Annotated in this window: 22 protein-coding genes; 20 read left to right on the top strand and 2 right to left on the bottom strand. The window is 36.6% G+C overall.

Going from position 1 to position 18,471, the window contains the following annotated elements; all coding sequences use genetic code 11:
* Positions 1–19 precede the first annotated feature (19 nt).
* The 15 genes from TS1_RS01595 (at position 20) to recN (ending at position 12,560) form a co-directional block, all read left to right on the top strand.
* Positions 20–937, top strand: coding sequence for a PTS system mannose/fructose/sorbose family transporter subunit IID (locus TS1_RS01595; RefSeq protein ID WP_068707141.1), 918 nt, complete (start codon positions 20–22; stop codon positions 935–937).
* 130 nt (positions 938–1,067) lie between these two features.
* Positions 1,068–1,454 carry a DUF956 family protein gene (locus TS1_RS01590; RefSeq protein ID WP_068707139.1) on the top strand — a complete coding sequence of 129 codons (387 nt, stop codon included), beginning with the start codon at positions 1,068–1,070 and terminating at the stop codon, positions 1,452–1,454.
* A gap of 250 nt (positions 1,455–1,704) precedes the next feature.
* Positions 1,705–2,334 (top strand): NfeD family protein, encoded by a 630-nt coding sequence (locus TS1_RS01585; RefSeq protein ID WP_245610089.1) that lies wholly within the window; start codon positions 1,705–1,707, stop codon positions 2,332–2,334.
* Positions 2,335–2,338: 4 nt separating this feature from the next.
* Positions 2,339–3,319 (top strand): flotillin-like protein FloA, encoded by a 981-nt coding sequence (gene floA, locus TS1_RS01580; protein WP_068707135.1) that lies wholly within the window; start codon positions 2,339–2,341, stop codon positions 3,317–3,319.
* Positions 3,320–3,323: 4 nt separating this feature from the next.
* Positions 3,324–3,866 carry a hypothetical protein gene (locus TS1_RS01575; protein WP_068707133.1) on the top strand — a complete coding sequence of 181 codons (543 nt, stop codon included), beginning with the start codon at positions 3,324–3,326 and terminating at the stop codon, positions 3,864–3,866.
* A 174-nt stretch (positions 3,867–4,040) separates the two neighbouring features.
* A complete protein-coding gene (locus tag TS1_RS01570) occupies positions 4,041–5,108 on the top strand; it encodes a M24 family metallopeptidase (RefSeq protein WP_281177351.1) in 1,068 nt (355 codons plus the stop codon).
* Between the two features lie 101 nt (positions 5,109–5,209).
* Positions 5,210–5,635, top strand: a complete 426-nt coding sequence (locus TS1_RS01565; protein WP_068707129.1) for an Asp23/Gls24 family envelope stress response protein — start codon at positions 5,210–5,212, stop codon at positions 5,633–5,635.
* Positions 5,628–6,077: a transcription antitermination factor NusB gene (nusB, locus tag TS1_RS01560; RefSeq protein WP_068707127.1), complete on the top strand. Its 450-nt coding sequence runs from the start codon at positions 5,628–5,630 to the stop codon at positions 6,075–6,077. Before TS1_RS01565 ends, nusB begins: the two co-directional genes overlap by 8 nt.
* Before the next feature lie 71 nt (positions 6,078–6,148).
* Positions 6,149–7,000, top strand: a complete 852-nt coding sequence (locus tag TS1_RS01555) for a bifunctional methylenetetrahydrofolate dehydrogenase/methenyltetrahydrofolate cyclohydrolase (protein WP_068707125.1) — start codon at positions 6,149–6,151, stop codon at positions 6,998–7,000.
* A 3-nt stretch (positions 7,001–7,003) separates the two neighbouring features.
* Positions 7,004–8,350: an exodeoxyribonuclease VII large subunit gene (gene xseA / locus TS1_RS01550; protein WP_068707124.1), complete on the top strand. Its 1,347-nt coding sequence runs from the start codon at positions 7,004–7,006 to the stop codon at positions 8,348–8,350.
* Positions 8,331–8,552: an exodeoxyribonuclease VII small subunit gene (locus TS1_RS01545; RefSeq protein ID WP_068707121.1), complete on the top strand. Its 222-nt coding sequence runs from the start codon at positions 8,331–8,333 to the stop codon at positions 8,550–8,552. The genes xseA and TS1_RS01545 overlap by 20 nt, the downstream gene beginning before the upstream one ends.
* Positions 8,549–9,445, top strand: coding sequence for a polyprenyl synthetase family protein (locus TS1_RS01540; RefSeq protein WP_068707119.1), 897 nt, complete (start codon positions 8,549–8,551; stop codon positions 9,443–9,445). Before TS1_RS01545 ends, TS1_RS01540 begins: the two co-directional genes overlap by 4 nt.
* The gene (locus tag TS1_RS01535) at positions 9,442–10,257 is read left to right on the top strand and encodes a TlyA family RNA methyltransferase (protein ID WP_068707117.1); all 816 of its coding nucleotides are present in this window, start codon (positions 9,442–9,444) and stop codon (positions 10,255–10,257) included. Before TS1_RS01540 ends, TS1_RS01535 begins: the two co-directional genes overlap by 4 nt.
* A 154-nt stretch (positions 10,258–10,411) precedes the next feature.
* Positions 10,412–10,864, top strand: a complete 453-nt coding sequence (gene argR, locus TS1_RS01530; RefSeq protein WP_068707115.1) for an arginine repressor — start codon at positions 10,412–10,414, stop codon at positions 10,862–10,864.
* Between the two features lie 13 nt (positions 10,865–10,877).
* Positions 10,878–12,560 (top strand): DNA repair protein RecN, encoded by a 1,683-nt coding sequence (recN, locus tag TS1_RS01525; protein WP_068707113.1) that lies wholly within the window; start codon positions 10,878–10,880, stop codon positions 12,558–12,560.
* Positions 12,561–12,606: 46 nt separating this feature from the next.
* Here recN and TS1_RS12355 read toward each other — a convergent pair whose 3' ends face one another.
* Entirely contained in the window at positions 12,607–12,723 is a 117-nt protein-coding gene (locus TS1_RS12355) for a DUF4044 domain-containing protein (protein ID WP_083498221.1), read from the bottom strand.
* A 75-nt stretch (positions 12,724–12,798) separates the two neighbouring features.
* Complete coding sequence (locus TS1_RS01520; RefSeq protein WP_068707110.1) at positions 12,799–13,752, bottom strand: magnesium transporter CorA family protein; 954 nt, start codon at positions 13,750–13,752, stop codon at positions 12,799–12,801.
* Positions 13,753–13,883: 131 nt separating this feature from the next.
* On the opposite strand from TS1_RS01520, the gene TS1_RS12350 reads away from it, so the two are divergent.
* The 5 genes from TS1_RS12350 (at position 13,884) to TS1_RS01495 (ending at position 18,455) form a co-directional block, all read left to right on the top strand.
* Entirely contained in the window at positions 13,884–14,252 is a 369-nt protein-coding gene (locus TS1_RS12350) for a DUF3397 domain-containing protein (protein WP_083498220.1), read from the top strand.
* A gap of 170 nt (positions 14,253–14,422) precedes the next feature.
* The gene (mraZ, locus tag TS1_RS01510) at positions 14,423–14,854 is read left to right on the top strand and encodes a division/cell wall cluster transcriptional repressor MraZ (protein ID WP_068707106.1); all 432 of its coding nucleotides are present in this window, start codon (positions 14,423–14,425) and stop codon (positions 14,852–14,854) included.
* 14 nt (positions 14,855–14,868) lie between these two features.
* Positions 14,869–15,822, top strand: coding sequence for a 16S rRNA (cytosine(1402)-N(4))-methyltransferase RsmH (gene rsmH / locus TS1_RS01505; protein ID WP_068707104.1), 954 nt, complete (start codon positions 14,869–14,871; stop codon positions 15,820–15,822).
* Between the two features lie 5 nt (positions 15,823–15,827).
* The gene (ftsL, locus tag TS1_RS01500) at positions 15,828–16,238 is read left to right on the top strand and encodes a cell division protein FtsL (RefSeq protein WP_068707102.1); all 411 of its coding nucleotides are present in this window, start codon (positions 15,828–15,830) and stop codon (positions 16,236–16,238) included.
* Positions 16,239–18,455 carry a penicillin-binding transpeptidase domain-containing protein gene (locus tag TS1_RS01495; RefSeq protein WP_068707100.1) on the top strand — a complete coding sequence of 739 codons (2,217 nt, stop codon included), beginning with the start codon at positions 16,239–16,241 and terminating at the stop codon, positions 18,453–18,455. It begins immediately after the preceding gene.
* Positions 18,456–18,471: the final 16 nt, after the last annotated feature.

Raw genomic sequence — 18,471 nt, 5'->3', positions numbered from 1 at the left:
TAAAAGGAGGAGATAACTCATGGCAGAGGAAAAAGTAAAATTATCAAAACGAGATCGCTTAAATGTTGCATGGCGTAATACCTTTACCCAAGGTTCATGGAACTATGAACGGATGCAAAACGGCGGCTTTGTTTATGCAATGATTCCCGCAATTAAGAAATTATACCCAAATAAAGAAGACCGTAAGTTGGCGTTACAACGTCACTTGGAATTTTATAACACACACCCTTACTTAACCGCTCCTGTACTTGGTGTAACACTAGCGATGGAAGAAGAACGTGCTGGTGGGGCGCCGATTGATGACGTTGCTATTCAAGGGGTCAAAGTTGGAATGATGGGACCTTTAGCAGGTGTCGGAGACCCAGTATTCTGGTTTACCGTTCGACCAATGCTAGGTGCTTTAGGCGCTTCTTTAGCACTCGGTGGTAATGTAATGGGTCCAATCATTTTCTTCTTAGCTTGGAATATTATTCGTTGGGCGTTTCTATGGTATACACAAGAATTCGGCTATAAAGCAGGGTCAGCGATTACGGATGACTTGTCGGGTGGTTTGTTGCAGGATGTTACCCGAGGTGCTTCTATTTTAGGGATGTTTGTTCTGGCCTCGCTGGTGGAACGATGGGTTAATATTGACTTTCAGCCCGTTGTTTCAAGAACACCACTGCAAAAGGGCGCTTACGTTGACTGGTCCAACATACCAATGTCACCAAAAGGATTGCAGTCAGCCTTTCAACAAGTAGATGAACAAGGTAAAGCATTATCAAGCGTTGATGTAACGACCTTACAAGATAACTTGGATGAATTAATTCCAGGTTTAGCCGGTTTACTACTAACCTTTTTGTGTATGTGGTTATTACGTAAAAATGTTTCTCCAATTATCATTATTCTTGGTTTGTTTGTTTTTGGTGTTGTTGGTCACGTGCTCGGTTTGTTATAATTTTGATTCATATGATGGGCAAAAACAGTATTCCAAACGTTTTTGTTTTTGGGATAGGCTGTTTTTGTCCTATCTTTTTTGTACATAAAAATGTTTCATGCTAAAATTAAATTTAAGGTGGGTTGATAAGATGGTACAATCGTTAAATACAAAAGTTGACTTAACAATGGATGCCACATCTTTTGTAGGTTTAGCTAAATATGGCCAGGTCTTAATTGGCGACAAAGCATTTGAATTTTATAACTCAAAAAATGCACAAGATTACATCCAAATTCCTTGGGAAGAAGTCGATTATGTCGTCGCGAGTGTGTTGTTTAAAGGAAAATGGATTCCGCGTTATGCTATAGAAACGAAAAAGGATGGTACATTTAACTTTGCTTCAAAAGATACCAAAAAAGTTTTACGCGCTATGAGACCTTATGTTGCTTATGATCATATGGTACAAGCAAACAGTTTTTTCAAAGTGATCAAAAATGGTCTACTTTCTTTCGGGAAGAAAAAGAAGAGTTCAAAATGAAAGGTAACAATTTTTTATTAGCTCATAGGGAAAATTTATTTTTCTTATGAGTTTTTTTCTTAATAGTTAAAATAGTTCTCTGTAATTATTGCTCAATGCAGTTTTACTATAAATTGGCTCAAGGTAAATAAGGGATAGGAACATTACTTTTATCTAAGCTTCTGTTAAAAATAACAATACATCGTTGAAAAAACATGATATGATAAATATGTGAGTAGTTGTAGGGATTTCACAGATAAAGGAGGCAAGTATGATGGAAAGTTTGTTGCTCACAATCGGGTTTATTGGTTTAGCGTTAGCTGTGTTAACACCGCTTACTAAAATTGCCTCTCTTGTGACACTTGCTAGTTTTACCGTTTACTTTTATATGATTGGGGTAGAAAACTGGCTTCCACTGGTGTTGTTTGTTTTTGGTTTACTTTTAATTGTTTTTGAAATTTTTGTTCCAGAATTTGGTGTGGCAGGCATCGTAGGAGCGATTTTATTAATTGCTGGTTTATATTGGACCGTAGGAGACTTAATGCAAACTGTGCGAGATTTAAGCATGGCGGTTGTCATTACGACAGCCCTAGTCGTATATCTTGCTAAAAGAGGTTACTCGTTGACTAATGTGAATAAACTTGTCTTGCAGACCAATTTGCCTGCCGGAAGTCAAGCCAAAACAGAAAAACACAGACCAAATCTATATCCGGGGCTGACCGGAGTTGCTAAAACACCTCTAAGGCCTTCTGGAAAAGCAACATTTGGTACTGAAGAAGGACCATTATTTGATGTTTTAAGCACAGAAGAGTTTATCTCGTTGGGAACACCTATTGTTATTGAACAAGTGCAAGGAACAAAAATTTTGGTAAGAAAACAAAAAATAAAAGATGGAGGATAAATTTATGAATAATGGATTACAAATCGGGAGCGGCTTTATTGGTATAACTATTGCTGCTGTTTTTATCATTATTTTACTGATCATTTTCTTAAGATTCGTACCTGTGGGTCTTTGGGTCACCGCTTATTTTTCAGGAGTTAAAGTGGGGATTGGTACACTTGTCGGAATGCGTTTGCGACGAGTGAATCCACAGCGTATTATACGTCCACTAATCAAAGCAACCAAAGCTGGTTTAGCTCTTTCAACGAATCAGTTAGAAGCCCATTTCCTAGCTGGTGGAAATGTGGACAGAGTAATCGATGCTTTGATTGCCTCACAACGAGCAGAAATTGATTTAGAATTTGAAAAAGCGGCTGCAATCGACTTAGCGGGTCGTGATGTTTTTGAGGCAGTTCAAGTGTCTGTTAATCCTAAAGTGATTGAAACGCCCAAGGTATCAGCTGTAGCTAAAAATGGGATTGAACTTATTGTAAAAGCTAAAGTAACTGTTCGCGCCAACATTGAACGTTTAGTTGGGGGTGCTGGAGAGGATACAATTATTGCCCGCGTAGGGGAAGGGATTGTTACTACAGTAGGCTCTTCAGAAAAACATGAGGCAGTTTTAGAAAATCCAGATTCAATGTCAAAAACGGTTTTGAAAAAAGGTCTTGACTCGGGAACCGCATTTGAAATCTTATCGATTGATATCGCAGATGTTGATGTGGGACGTAATATTGGTGCGCAATTACAAACAGACCAATCTGAAGCAGATAAAAATATTGCCCAAGCAAAAGCTGAAGAACGTCGTTCAATGGCGATTGCTCAAGAACAAGAAATGCGGGCAGAAGTCGTACAAGCTGAATCACAAGTTCCATTAGCAATGGCTGAAGCTTTGCGTCAAGGAAACCTTGGTGTGATGGACTATTATAAATTGCAAAATGTTGAATCAGATACTAAAATGAGAAAGTCTATCTCTGACCAAGCAGATCAAACAGAAGAAGAGTGATAGTATGTTGGATTTTTTTGATTCGATCATTGAATTTCTTTTAGATTATGCTTCTTTATTTTTTGTTTTAATTGTGTTTGTTCTGAACCTATCAAGAAGACGTTCCAAAAAGAGAAAAGAAAATCATAAGCGGCAAAATATTTCACGCTCCTCAGGGAATAATCCTCACAAAAGCAACCAAAAAGGAGCTAATTCTCAAGTGACAAAAGAAGAACGACAAACCAAAAACAGAAGAAATGTAAATCAACAGCAAAGGCGGCAAGCAAAACCTGCTAGCCAGACAAAAGTAAAAAAGCAGATTGCTCAACCGCAAAGGCAAGCTAAAAGTAATCAACATTTGTCAAATAACAATATACCAGCTAGAGGAGATTCTTTTGGCAATAAACGACAAACCACAAAGCCGACTGGGACTGGTAAGGCAGCAGCTAAAAAGAAGAACGGAAAGAAAAATATTAAGGGGAATCTTGCTGGTAAGGAGTTAGTCAATGCGGTTATTTATAAAGAAATATTAGACAAACCGTTAACATTGCGAGATGAAGATAAATAAAATTATGGGGAAGCTATCAATTAAGTGATGGCTTCTTTTTATACTTGATGTAAAAGGTATAACTAAGCTAAATGAGCGGTTTGCTATCATAAAATCGTTGACAAATTAAACTCGTTTAACTTAACAACGAAGTTTGCTATAATAGGTGGGAGTCTAAACGGAAAGAAGGAAATAATTATGTCACGAATTGAACGTTTGCGGGAAAAAATGCATCAAGAAGAAATAGACGGTTTTTTAATAACGAGTGCTTATAATTTGCGTTATTTCACAAATTTCACTGGAACGACCGGCTTAGCACTTATCACCGGTGAACAGGCTTTTTTTGTCACAGATTTTCGTTATACCCAACAAGCTGCTAAGCAAGCAAAAGGATTTGAGATTGTTAAAAATAGTGGCAATATTTTTGAAACAGTAGCCCAACTTGTACAAAGTAAGGGAGTCAATGCACTTGCGTTTGAAGAAGACTATATCAGTTTTTCTGAATACAGCTTGCTTGAAGAGCTGATAACAGAAAGTGCGCTAATCCCAATTTCTGGTCTGCTGGAAAGCTTGCGGGAAGTAAAAGACGAACAAGAAATAGAGAAAATTAAACAAGCTTGTCATATTGCAGACCAAGGGTTTGAACACGTATTAAAGATGGTTCAACCTGGAATGACTGAAATTGAGGTGGCCAATCAGTTAGATTTCTTTATGCGTTCATTAGGAGCTAACGGTGTGTCTTTTGATACGATTGTGGCTTCTGGAACACGATCTGCAATGCCTCACGGCGTGGCAAGTAATAAAACAATTGAACAAGGTGATATTATCACGCTGGACTTTGGCTGTTATTACGAAGGATATGTTTCTGATATGACGCGGACTTTTGCTATTGGAGATCCAGGTGAAAAGATAAAAGAAATTTATCAAATTGTATTAGACGCTCAGTTAAAAGTGATTGAAGCAGCCAAGCCAGGCATAAGCGGGATTGAATTAGATGCGGTTGCCCGTGAACATATTGCTTCTTTTGGTTATGGTGAAGATTTTGGTCATTCAACTGGACATGGGATTGGCTTGGATATCCATGAAGGTCCTAATGTATCTTCACGCGCAGAAAATGTATTTGTACCAGGAAATGTCATTACGGATGAACCAGGTATTTATTTACCAGAAATTGGTGGCGTTAGAATCGAAGATGATTTATTAATTACTTCTACTGGCAATGAGATATTAACTCATTCACCAAAAGAATTGATTATTTTATGATTTGTTCAAATTTTAGTATTTATTGAGTTTTAATTTGGCTTATCTGTAAATTAAATGATAAACTAAAAAGTGAAAAGCAATCCTAAAATGGAGGAATCTAAATGGCTGATGAAAAAAATTTTGTTTTAGATGCAAATCAGGAACTAGGAGATATTGTGATTGCTCCTGAGGTCATCGAGGTAATTATAGGAATTGCTGCTTCAAAAGTTGAAGGCGTCTATCGCATGCAAGGGAATTTTGCTAACAATGTTACAGAATTATTAGGGCGTTCCACTTATGGTAAGGGCGTTTATTTAACAATGGATGAAACAGGAATTAAAGTAGATATCTACATTTATATGAAATATGGGGTCTCTGTTCCCAAAGTAGCAATGGACATGCAAAATCGAGTGAAACAACAAGTTCTGTTTATGACAGATGTGGAACTTTCTGAAGTCAATGTTCATGTTGTTGCTATGATCCCAGAAAAAACTGAGCAGTTAGATTTAGATGATTTTTTTGAAAACGATGAGGAAGAAAATGAGTAAAGAGTTATCCAGGCATAAAATCAGACAAAAAGCTGTACAAGCTTTATTTCCACTAGATGTAAACCAGGTATTGGAGAAAAAAGATGCAATTAATGCTGTTTTAGAATTAGAGTACGCTGAAATAGTAGATAAGAATCAGGAGCACTTTGTTCCCGCTTATTTAGATTTTTTAGTTACAGGTGTTTGTGAGAACAAAGATGAGCTTGATGAAAAAATCAAAAATCATTTGCGCAAAGGTTGGCGTATTGAAAGGTTATCTAAAATGGACTTAATTATTCTTCGCATTGGATTATTTGAAATGTTATATGTGGAAGACGTCCCTAACAAAGTGGCATTAAATGAAGCTATCGAACTAACAAAGACTTTTAGTGATGAACAATCGCGTAAATTTGTAAATGGTATTTTATCAGCAGTAAATGCAGAAATTGAGGCTAGCTTATAAGCTAGCTTCTTTTGTTGAAAAGATAAAGTTATGCTAGAATAAAAAAATAATATGAGAAAGTGTGATCGATCATGGCAGAGTTGATTAAAGGCAGAGAGCTAGCAGATAATATGCAAGAGCAGATGCGCTTGGAAGTTGCAGATTTAAAAAAACAAAATATCACTCCAGGGTTAGTTGTTTTTTTAATAGGAGACGATCCTGCAAGTAAAACCTATATAAAAAATAAGGAAATCGCTGCTCAAAAAATTGGCATACAGTCAAAGTTAGAAAATTTTCCCGCAGATATCAGCGAGGCAGAATTATTGTCTGAAATAAAAAAATATAACAATGATCCCAATTATCATGGGATTTTAGTACAATTACCCTTGCCGGAGCATATTGATGAGCAAAAAGTACTGCTTACCATTGATCCTAAAAAAGATGTCGACGGTTTTCATCCGGTAAATATGGGAAAACTCTTACTAGGCCAGCCCGAAGCCATCCCATGTACCCCTTATGGTATTATGAAGATGTTTGAAGCTTATGAAATTGGACTAGCTGGAAAAAACGCTTTGGTTATTGGACGCAGTAATATTGTAGGTAAGCCAATGGCTCAACTGCTTTTAGCGCAAAATGCGACTGTAACGATGGCTCATTCATATACAAAAAAATTACCAGCCTTAGCTAGACAAGCGGATATCATTGTATCAGCAGTAGGCAAAGGCCATTTTGTAACAAAAGAATTTATCAAAAAAGGCGCTGTCGTCATTGATGTAGGCATGAATCGTGACGAAAATGGGAAGTTAATTGGGGATGTAAAATTTGATGAAGTTGAGCCTCTTACCAGCTTTATTACGCCTGTTCCTAAAGGGGTTGGACCGATGACAATCACTATGTTAATGCAACAAACAATCGAAGCTTGCAAACGTCAGGAGTTAGATTAGCTGATGGAATATTTAACAGTCAGTGCACTTACTAAGTATCTAAAAAGAAAATTTGATGCGGATCCTTATTTAGAAAAAGTTTTTTTAACAGGGGAGATTTCCAATTTCCGCTTACGCCCAAATCATCAGTATTTTAATATAAAAGATGATAAAGCCAAGATTTCGGCAGTGATGTTTAAAAATGCTTTTCGTAAATTGGAGTTTCAGCCTGAAGAAGGTATGAAAGTAATGGTTGTAGGACGCATCTCGATTTATGAAACAACAGGGAATTACCAAATTTATATCGACCAAATGCAACCTGATGGTATTGGGGCCTTGTATCAGGCTTATGAGCAATTGAAAAAAAAGTTAGATGCTGAAGGTTTATTTCGTTTACCCAAAAAGTCCCTGCCCAAGTTTCCCAAAAGAATTGCTGTTTTAACAAGTCCTAGCGGAGCAGTGATTCGAGATATCATCACAACGACTAAAAGAAGATACCCTATCGCTCAAATTGTTTTGTTTCCAACGGTTGTCCAAGGGGATAAAGCAGCAGACGATGTGGTTAGAAACATTCAACGCGTACAAAAAATGGGAAACTTTGACACAGTAATTATTGGTCGCGGCGGTGGTTCGATTGAGGACTTATGGCCCTTTAATGAAGAACGGGTCGCTAGGGCTATTGCCTCTTGTGACCTTCCGGTGATTTCATCTGTTGGACATGAAACAGATACAACGATCGCCGATTTAGTAGCTGATGTTCGAGCTGCTACGCCGACAGCGGCAGCTGAGCTAGCTGTGCCTGTCTTAACAGAAGAAATATTACGAATTGAAGAAAAACAAGCGCGCTTACAACAAGCCTACATTCGACAAATTCAGCGGAAACAAGAACGTTTCCAAAGAGTGCAGAATTCTTATATTTTTCGACAGCCAGAACGATTATATGAAGCACAATCAATTAAACTAGACCAGCTAAATCAGCGAATGCACCAAACGTTGCAACGGTTGGTTTATGAAAAAGAAAAAGCTTATACTCAGATAAATTACCGTCTGCAACAGTCAGCACCTGTGGCAAAAGTAAAAGAGACAAAACAGGAAGTAGAATACCTAAAAGAGCGATTACAAAAACAAATCTGGCAAATACTTTCCAAAAAACAACAAGCTTTTGAACAGACAGTACAAGCATTGGACTTATTAAGCCCTTTAAAGATTATGGGACGAGGGTATAGTTATACTACTAAAGACGAAAAGGTCATAAAGTCTGTTCATGAATTGGCTAAAGAAGATCAATTGAATATTCATTATAAGGATGGCCAAGTACAAACTAGGGTGGTCGAAATTGAGGAGGATAAAGATGGCAGAGGAGACATTTGAAGAATCACTGGAAGAACTAGAAAAAATTGTGACTCGCTTAGAGCAAGGAGATGTGCCTTTAGAAGAAGCTTTAGATGCGTTCCAAAAAGGGATGGATCTAAGCAAGCAATGTAAGGATACCTTATCTAAGGCAGAAAAAACTTTAACAAAGATGATGACTGAAGAGGATAAAGAAGAACCATTTGAAGAGGAAGATCAATGAACGATTTAGCAACATGGCAAGAAGACAAGTTACCGGAAGTTGAAAAGCAGATAGAAGATTTTATTAAGACACATACGGCAAATGAGCAATTACAAGAGAGCATGCTGTATTCAATCAACGCTGGAGGCAAACGTATCCGTCCTTTGTTGTTACTAGCGACTGTTGCTGCTTTTGGAAAAAATATTACAAAGCAAGCCTACCAAGTGGCGGCAGCTTTAGAGATGGTCCATACTTATTCGCTTATTCATGATGATCTACCGGCGATGGATGATGATTATTTACGTCGTGGTCAAGCGACCAATCATGTGGTGTTTGGTGAAGCTTTAGCCATCTTAGCTGGTGATGCGTTGTTAACGAGTTCTTTTGAGCTAGTCGCTGAAATAAAGCTAGAAGCAACCTCTAAAAATCGTTTGCTACATTTACTGGCAAAATCGGCTGGAGCTAGTGGGATGATTGCTGGACAAGTACGTGATATCCAAAGTGAGCAAGAGCAGCTGTCTTTTTCTGAGTTGACAGCACTTCATCAAAAGAAAACAGGAGCTTTAATTCGTTTTGCTGTAGTTGGCGGAGGGATTTTAGCCGATCAAAGCGAACGAGTATTAAGTCAGTTAGATAATTTTGCCTCCTATTTGGGGTTAGCCTTTCAAATTAGAGATGACTTGCTTGATGAGTTGGCAACAACTGAGAAAATGGGGAAGAAAACGCAAAAAGATAGTGCCGCAGGGAAAAATACATATCCAGCTTTATTAGGAGTAGAACAAGCAAAAGCAGCACTTACTACTCAGTTAGCTCAAGCACGCAAGATACTTGCTAATTTATCTTTTAACGATTTTGATCCCACTTTATTACAAGAGATGATTCAGTTATTTGAATTGGAAAGAGGCAGTCAATGAAAAAAGAACGAGTAGATGTTTTAGCTTTTCAACAAGGTCTTTTTGAAACAAGAGAACAAGCTAAAAGAGGGATCATGGCTGGTACAGTTTACACACAAAAAAATCAGCGTTTAGATAAGCCTGGTGAAAAGCTCCCTCAAGATACGATACTTAAACTTATTGGTGAACCATTGCCTTATGTTTCACGTGGTGGATTAAAGTTGGAAAAAGCCTTAGAAGTATTTGATTTTCATGTAAAGAATAAAATTTTGCTTGATATCGGAGCCTCAACTGGTGGATTTACCGATTGTGCTTTACAAAATGGGGCCAAGTTAAGTTATGCGCTTGATGTTGGCTATAATCAACTAGCTTGGAAAATTAGACAGGATCCACGCGTAGTGGTCATGGAAAGAAGAAATTTTCGCTACTGTAAGCCGGAAGATTTTACTAGAGGTAAACCTGAAGTGGCTACAATTGATGTATCGTTTATTTCATTGAAAAAAATTTTGCCAGCTCTTTATCCAATACTGACCAATCAAGGCAATGTAATGGCACTCATTAAGCCTCAGTTTGAAGCGGGAAAAAACTCTGTTGGAAAAAAAGGGATCATTCACGATCCTGTCGTTCACCAAGAAGTGTTAGAAGATATTATACATTTTGCCCTACAGGAAAATTATAATTTACAAGCGCTAAATTACTCACCGGTTACAGGTGGAGGCGGAAATATTGAATTTATCGCGCATTTTGAAAAAACTGACCAATCTGGAAACGACCATTCAAATATAAATTTGGGACAATTAGTGGCCAAAGCTCATAATAATTTAGATAAATAAAGAAAGAAACGTCAAGAGCGTTTCTTTTTTTGTGCTGGCAGAAACTTCCTATACTGTCTTTTATTATTAATTAAAATAAGCTATGATAAGTACGAATTGAATAAAAATACAAAGATACAGGAATAATATAAATATTTTTACTAGGGGGATTTACATGCGAAAAGAAGAAAGACACCAGTTAATTATCCAATTAATAGAAGAAGAAAGTATACAAAAACAAGAAGAATTAGTCGCAGCTTTACAAGCACGCAATGCTGAAGTCACACAGGCTACTGTTTCAAGAGATATTAAAGAGTTAAAATTGATTAAAGTTCCAGCAGCAAACGGTGGCTATCGCTATAGTATTCCTGTAGAATCAGACGAAGATATGAGTGAAAAATTAAATAAATTACTAAAAAATGCTTTTGTATCATTAGATCAGATGGATAAATTTGTCGTTTTAAAAACATTGCCAGGCAACGCCTCTGCGATTGCGAATTTGATTGATAAATACTTTGATGAAGAATTATTCGCTATTTTAAATGACGATGATAATATCTTGATGATTGCTAAAACCATTCAAGATAAAGAAAATCTATTTCAAGCATTGCAAAAGTATACTCAATAAAGGAGAGCTTCACATGTTATTAGAGTTGTCCATTGAAAATTTTGCCATTATAAAAAAATTGCACTTAACTTTTCATCAGGGAATGACGGCTTTGACAGGAGAGACCGGTGCCGGTAAATCAATTATTATCGACGCTATGGGACTTTTAGCAGGAGGAAGAGGATCGACCGATTATATCCGACAAGGCAAACAAAAATGTGTGCTAGAAGGTTTATTTGAATTACCGAAGGTCCCTTCTTTTAATTCATTACTGAACGACCTAGGAATTGATCAACAAGACGAGCTATTAATTATTCAACGCGATATTATGAATTCTGGGAAAAGCATTTGTCGAGTGAATGGTAGAATTGTTACCTTAGGAAACTTAAAGCGGATCGGTGCTTATCTAGTTGATATTCAAGGTCAAAATGAACACCAAGACCTTTTGCAGCCAGAAAAACACTTACAGTTAGTAGATAGTTTTGGTTCTCAAGCTTTTAAAGACGAATTATCCGATTTTAAAAAGACCTATAACGAATTTCGTGAATTAGAAAGAAAAGTACGAACGATTCAAGAAAATGAACAATCTTACATACAGCGGATTGACATGCTAGCGTTCCAAAAAAGGGAAATTGAAGAGGCAAACTTACAGATAGATGAAGAGGAAAAGCTGACTGAAGAGCGTGATAAATTAACGAACTTCCAAAAAATTGTTGATGCCTTTGCTAAAAGTCATGAAATTTTAGCGGGTGAAACCGACAACAGCTTAGATGGCATAGGCATTGCTGCTCAGGAGATACAAGAAGTAGCCCATTTGGATAAAGAATATGAACAAATTAATGAAAGTTTACAAAATGCTTACTACACACTACAAGATGCTGCAGGGGAAATTTCCAGCGTACTTGACCAATTAGAACTAGATGAAGGGCGCTTAGAAGAAGTAAACGCACGTTTAGAAGTTATTCACCAACTTAAACGTAAATACGGAGAATCAATTGCTTTTATTTTAGATTATTACAAAAAAATAACAGAAGAATTAGCACAAGCCGATGATACAGGCAACCGTTTAGAAGAATTGCAACTTAATTTGGAGAAGAAACATAATGAGATTTGTAAAAAAGCCGAGAAGTTGCATTCACAACGAAAGAACATTGCTCATAAACTAGAAAAAGATATTTTGCAAGAACTGGCGGACCTATATCTTGAAAACACTCAATTTGAGGTGCGCTTTTCTGATGGAAAGAAAGAATTAAATAAAAATGGGTTTGATCAAGTGGAGTTTTATATCACAACAAATCCAGGGGAGCCCTTAAAACCATTAGCAAAAGTTGCTTCAGGCGGAGAATTATCACGCATTTTATTGGCAGTAAAGTCGATTTTTTCCAAAGCCCAAGAAAAAACAAGTATTGTTTTTGATGAGGTAGATACAGGAGTGAGCGGAAGGGTCGCACAGGCTATTGCCGAAAAAATCAGTGGTATTGCTTCTGGCTCTCAAGTACTGTGTATTACTCATTTGCCTCAAGTCGCAGCTGCAGGAGATTATCAGTACTTAATCAGTAAAGAAATCCAGGATGGCAGAACGAGAACCATTGTAAAGGAAATTGATACTACTAAGCGTATTAGAGAGATTGCCCGCATGCTTTCTGGTGCAGAAATTACTGAGCTGACATTGGAAAATGCAAAAGAAATGCTGACACAAGCAGGAAAAATCGGATAAAAAAAGCAGCTCCTACCGATTAGGAGCTGCATTGTCGTTGGAATTTTTAGACAAGTGCTGCTACAGCACTCAATACAACTGTACCGATTGTGACAATTAACATAATCCAAATAACTACTTTGGTCACTTTGGAAAAAGTGCTTGTTGGTTTTTTATCTCGCATGTGTATTCATCCTTTTAATATGATAATGACAGTTTACAACCTAAATCTTCAGAAAACAAGAAAACAACTTAAAAACTATAAAAGATTTTTTTTCTTTAAAATTCTGATAGTAACCCAGCTGATAATCACGGTTCCTACCATAATAATCCAAAACGCATAGGGATTTTTAGCAATAGGTAATTTAACATTCATTCCATAGATTCCACCAATAATCGTAGGTATTGTTAAGACAATGGTCACTGAAGTAAGTATCTTCATCACATTATTCAAGTTGTTAGAAACGGCCGATGAAAAAGTGTCATTCATATGCGTAGCAAACTTTAAATGAATATTGGCTGAGGTTAAGGCCTGCTGGGTTTCTACTAAAATATCATGTAAATGATTTTTTAAAGCATGATTTTCTTGGAACAATTCTGTATGCGCAAAAGCTGTTAAAGTTTTCAAGTTTGCCGAGGTCGCTTCATCAAAGGAAACTAAGCTTTTTTGAATATCCATTATTTGATAGAGCTGTTCATTTTGAGTGGAAACTTTAATTTGATTTTCTAGATGGTCCAACTTCGTTTTGGTCTGCTTTAAACAACGGTTAAATGAAAGGACGACTTGCCATAAGATCTCTAATAAAATATTCATTTCAGGATTATTGTCGTTTGGTTTGAAATAATGTTCTTTAATTCTTTTAAAAAAAGGAAGTGGATACTTTGTCACTGTAATAATTCGGTTTTCGGGTGTTATAATCAAAGATAACGGATAAGTTTCAAATTGTTGAAAGCCTGAGGGGCTAGTCATCTCATAGGGAAATTGAAGGAGCAAAAGAACTGCTTTTTTCATTATCTTTTGTTGTAACCCCTCACTACGCGAATTTTCTTCATCATCTAAAACGGCAGATAGATAATCTTTAGGCAATTTATAAGTCTTGGTTAAAGTATCTATTTCTTGTGAAGTAGGATCTTCCACATGCAACCACATGGTATTTTTGGTGTTTTGGTCTTGTTTAATTAGGTAGTTATTATGAATTGTATAATAAAGCATGGATTTTCTCCCTCATTTTCCGTCTATTTGACCTAAGATTTACTTTTATTTTAACAGAAATTTTAAGAACAATGAAATAACTACATGAAAAGTACAAGGAAGTTATTTGTTATTAGAAAGGACTACATATTATGTCTACATTTTCACCGATTTTTTTGTTTTGGTATTTTTTCCCTGCAATTGTTTTGTTTGCAGCTAGACTATGCATCTCTATTTTTTCGTTATATAAACGATTTCGTTTAAAAGCGTCAGACTTAACCGTACCATTTTTACTTTTTGGAATACGACAACTTTCAATCATCAGTTTTCAATTTTCAATTTTTCCTTATTTTCTCATGACTCTTTTATTATTAGGGATCGCCTTGGCTATATTCCAGGCTTATTTTTTTGAAGAAATCGTGTATCGTCGGTTTTTCAAAATGTATTGGCGTTCCGTTTTCTTGCTTTCTTTTATCTTATACATTGTTTTAATTATCTTTAGTGTGATCCAGTTCTTTTAATTTTTTTAATAAAAGTCTTTTAAAAGACTCCAAGAAAACTCTTTAAATCAACCTTTACCAATTGGTAAGAAAAAGTCAAAAAAGTTCTTCAGTAATTTTGGACAAAATGTGGTAGAAAGTGGGGGATTGTGGTAGACTGTGTTTATCAGGTGGTGATTGGAGGGTTAGACATGCTAATGGGTGAATTTGAACACTCGATAGACACAAAAGGTCGTTTAATCGTTCCGTCCAAACTTCGTGAACAACTTGGAGAAAAATTTGTTGTGACACGTGGTTTAGATGGTTGTCTATTTGGCTACCCTCTGACTGAATGGGAGAAACTTGAAGAAAAATTAGATCAAATGCCTCTTGCTAAAAAAGATGCAAGAAGCTTTGTCCGTTTCTTTTATTCTGCTGCCACTGAATGTGAAATTGATAAACAAGGTCGGATTAATATTCCAAATACATTGAGAAAGCATGCCAATTTAGAAAAAAATTGCGTGATTATTGGTGTATCGACTCGAATTGAGATTTGGGATAAACAACATTGGAGCGACTTTGCTGAAGAAACAGAAGAAAACTTTGATGATATTGCCGAAACAATGATTGATTTTGGCTTGTAGAAAGAGGAAATTAGATGGTCATGTTTCAACATTTTACAGTGATGAAAAAAGAAACTGTAGATAGCTTACTTGTTAATCCTCATGGTATTTATGTCGATTGTACCTTAGGAGGCGCTGGCCATAGTCAATATTTATTGGAACAATTAGCATCTGATGGACATCTATACGCTTTTGACCAAGATCAACAAGCACTCGATTATGCTAAGAAACGTTTAGAGCCTTACATAAAAAAAGGGCAGGTAACATTTATAAAACGTAATTTTCGTTTTATAAAAGAAGAACTGAAAAAATTGGGCGTTTATAAAGTAGATGGCATTTTTTACGATTTAGGAGTTTCTTCACCTCAGTTAGATGAAGCTAATCGTGGCTTTAGCTACCACAAAGAAGCTCCGCTTGATATGCGGATGGACCAAAGTCAGGATTTATCTGCCTACGAAGTTGTCAATGAATATGATTATCATCAATTAGTTAAAATATTTTTTCGTTATGGCGAAGAGCGTTTTTCCAAACAAATTGCCCGAAAAATTGAGGCAGTTCGTAAAGAACAACCGATTAAGACGACCACACAATTAGTAGACATTATAAAAGCAGGGATTCCTGCAGCTGCAAGAAGAAAGGGAGGCCACCCAGCTAAAAGGGTGTTTCAAGCGATTCGTATTGCTGTAAATGATGAGCTAGGCGCCATCGAAAGTTCATTAGAACAAGCCATTGAGCTTTTAAACAAGGATGGTCGTATTGCAGTGATTACTTTCCACTCTTTAGAAGATCGTATCGTAAAAAATATATTTAAAGAATATAGTCACATTAAAGATATGCCACCTGGACTTCCTATTATTCCAGAAGAGTTTCAACCCATTCTTGCTACAGTTACTCGAAAGCCAATCCTTCCGAGTAAAGAAGAAATCCAAAAAAATAATCGTTCACGCAGCGCAAAACTACGTGTAGCCAAAAAAATAAAGGAGGAGTAAAATCAATGGCAGAATTAAAAGCACAAAACGCTTCTTACGAAATGGAAGATGAAGTTTCACAAGAAGAGCAGATAGATCTTCAACCATCTGATACTCCTAATCGTCCTGATGTGGTGGTTGTACCTTTATCGCCTACACGTAAATTAGAAAAAATTTCGCGTTTAGAAAAATTTATCATTACTATTTTAATCGCTGCTTTGATCGGTTTAGGGTTGCTTACTATCAGTTTGCGAACCACCATTAGTGAAGTCGAACAAGATGTATCTAATTTGCAAGAAAATGTCAGTCAAAAACAAGCAGAAGTAACACGATTACAACAGGAAAAAAATGAGTTGTCAAAAAGCGAACGAATTCAAAAAATTGCTGAAGATAAAGGTCTATCAATTGATAGCGACCATTTAAGGAAAGTGAAATAAATGCGTATGAAAGAAAGAATCCGGCAATACTTTAAAAAGAAAAATTTGTCTACAAGGAACAACCGCAAAAAAGTAGGAATTATTCTCTTTGCTACGAGTATTGGGTTGTTCTTTTTATTTGTTGCACGGTTAAGTTATATCGTAGTGGTAGGCAATGTTGCTGGAGAATCATTAGAGACACAAACCAAAGATTTATATCAAGGGTCAGAAGTTGTGAAAGCAAAACGGGGAACAATCTATGATCGTAATGGTGAACCCATTGCAGAAGATGCGACTTCTTATTCTTTATATGCGGTGCTATCAAAAGCTTATACAAACGGCGATGAGAAATTATATGCTGAAGAAAAAAACTTTGACGAGTTAGCAGAAATTATCGCAGATACAGTTAAAGATGTCGATAAAAAAGAAACATTAAAAGTCTTAAAAGAAGGGGCCAAAGAAAACAAGTATCAAGTGGATATTCCTAATGCCAAAAGTATTAGCCTACAGCAAAGAGAAACGATCGAAAAAGCGATGAAAGAAAAAGACATCGCTGGCTTATACTTTACTGAACATCCGTCTAGGATTTATCCGAATGGTGTTTTTTCCTCACATTTCATTGGTTATGCCGATGTTCAAAATGATGAGAAAACCAACCAAGAAACCTTGGTCGGACGTATGGGGATTGAAGAGGATTATAATGACGTCTTGAAAGGAAAAGATGGAAAAATTATTTATCAAAAGGATAACTATCAAAATCCTTTGCCAGGAACTGTAGCGGAGTCACAAGCGGCTGTTGATGGTAAAGATATCTATACTACATTAGATAGTCGTTTGCAAAGCTATTTGGAAACTTTAATGGACCAAGCGTGGAAAAAAGTTGATGCCGAAGATATGACTGCGGTATTAATGGATGCTAAAACAGGGGAGGTTGTCTCCATGTCACAACGGCCTACCTTTAATCCTGAAACCAAAAAAGGGATTAATGCTAAGGATTTTGTTTGGTCGAATTTATTCGTAGAAGACAACTATGAACCAGGTTCTACTATGAAAGTAATGACAGTAGCTAGCGCGATTGATAATGGAACATTTAATCCTAACGAAACATATAAACCTGGAGAAATAAACTTGCTGGATGCTACCATTAGAGATTGGGATTATCATAGAGGTTCCAAACCAGTTTTAACTATGCGACAAGCCTTATCCTGGTCAAGTAATGTGGGAATGGTTAAATTAGAACAACGGATGAAAGAGCGTTGGCAACGGTACTTACAAGAATTTGGCTTTGGCAGAAGTACGTATTCGGGCCTTTCTGGTGAAAAGAATGGTTCACTACCAGAAGACAATGTCGTAAGTCATGCAATGACAGCCTTTGGTCAAGCGATTGGCGTAACCCAATTTCAAATGTTACAAGCTTTTAGCGCGATTTCAAATGATGGGGCTATGTTAAAACCACAAGTGATTGATAAAATTGTTGATGAAACCAAAGATGACGAAATCGTAACTAAACCAGAAGTTGTCGGACATCCTGTATCTAAAAAAGCGGCGAAAGATGTGCGTACTTATATGCGGGACACCGTAGAAAGTGAAGAATACGGCACGGCTTATGATCAGTATAAAGTGCCAAATGAACATGTTTCAGCTAAGACAGGAACTGCACAGATTTCTCGTGATGGAAACTATTTAGAAGGTCAAAGCGATTACCTGTATTCTGTTGTTTTGATGACACCTTCTGAAGATCCGCAGTATGTTATGTATCTTACAATGAACCGCCCAGAACAAGAAGATACTGAAGTGCTGCCTAGTATTGCCAATCCATTATTGGAAAGAGCGATGGATCTTCGTGATGTCGACGAAGCCAAAGATAATGAAGAAACGAGTAGCGAAAAAGTTAAAGTAGAAGACTATCGTAATTTAAAGGCTGATACTGCAGCTAACGACGTACAAAAGAAAGGGCTCACTCCAATAGTCATTGGTGATGGGAATAAAGTAGTGGAGCAATCCGTAGATAATGGCGAACGTTTAATGTCTTCAGAAAAATTGTTACTTTTAACGGATGATAACAATCCTATGATGCCAGACGTTAGTGGCTGGTCTAAAGCAGATCTTGTCAAATTGGGAGACCTTTTAGATGTCGATGTTTCTTTTGAAGGCGAAGGTTATTGCGTGAGTCAAAGTGTTCAACCTTATGAAAAAATAGGTGATAATAAACTAAGCTTTGAGCTAGAAGAAGATTAATAAAAGAACGATATTG

It is taken from the genome of Tetragenococcus solitarius NBRC 100494, assembly GCF_001544195.1.
Classification (GTDB): domain Bacteria; phylum Bacillota; class Bacilli; order Lactobacillales; family Enterococcaceae; genus Tetragenococcus; species Tetragenococcus solitarius.
The sequence above is the reverse complement of the archived record's forward strand: the minus strand, read 5'-3'. Positions and strand labels throughout refer to the sequence as shown.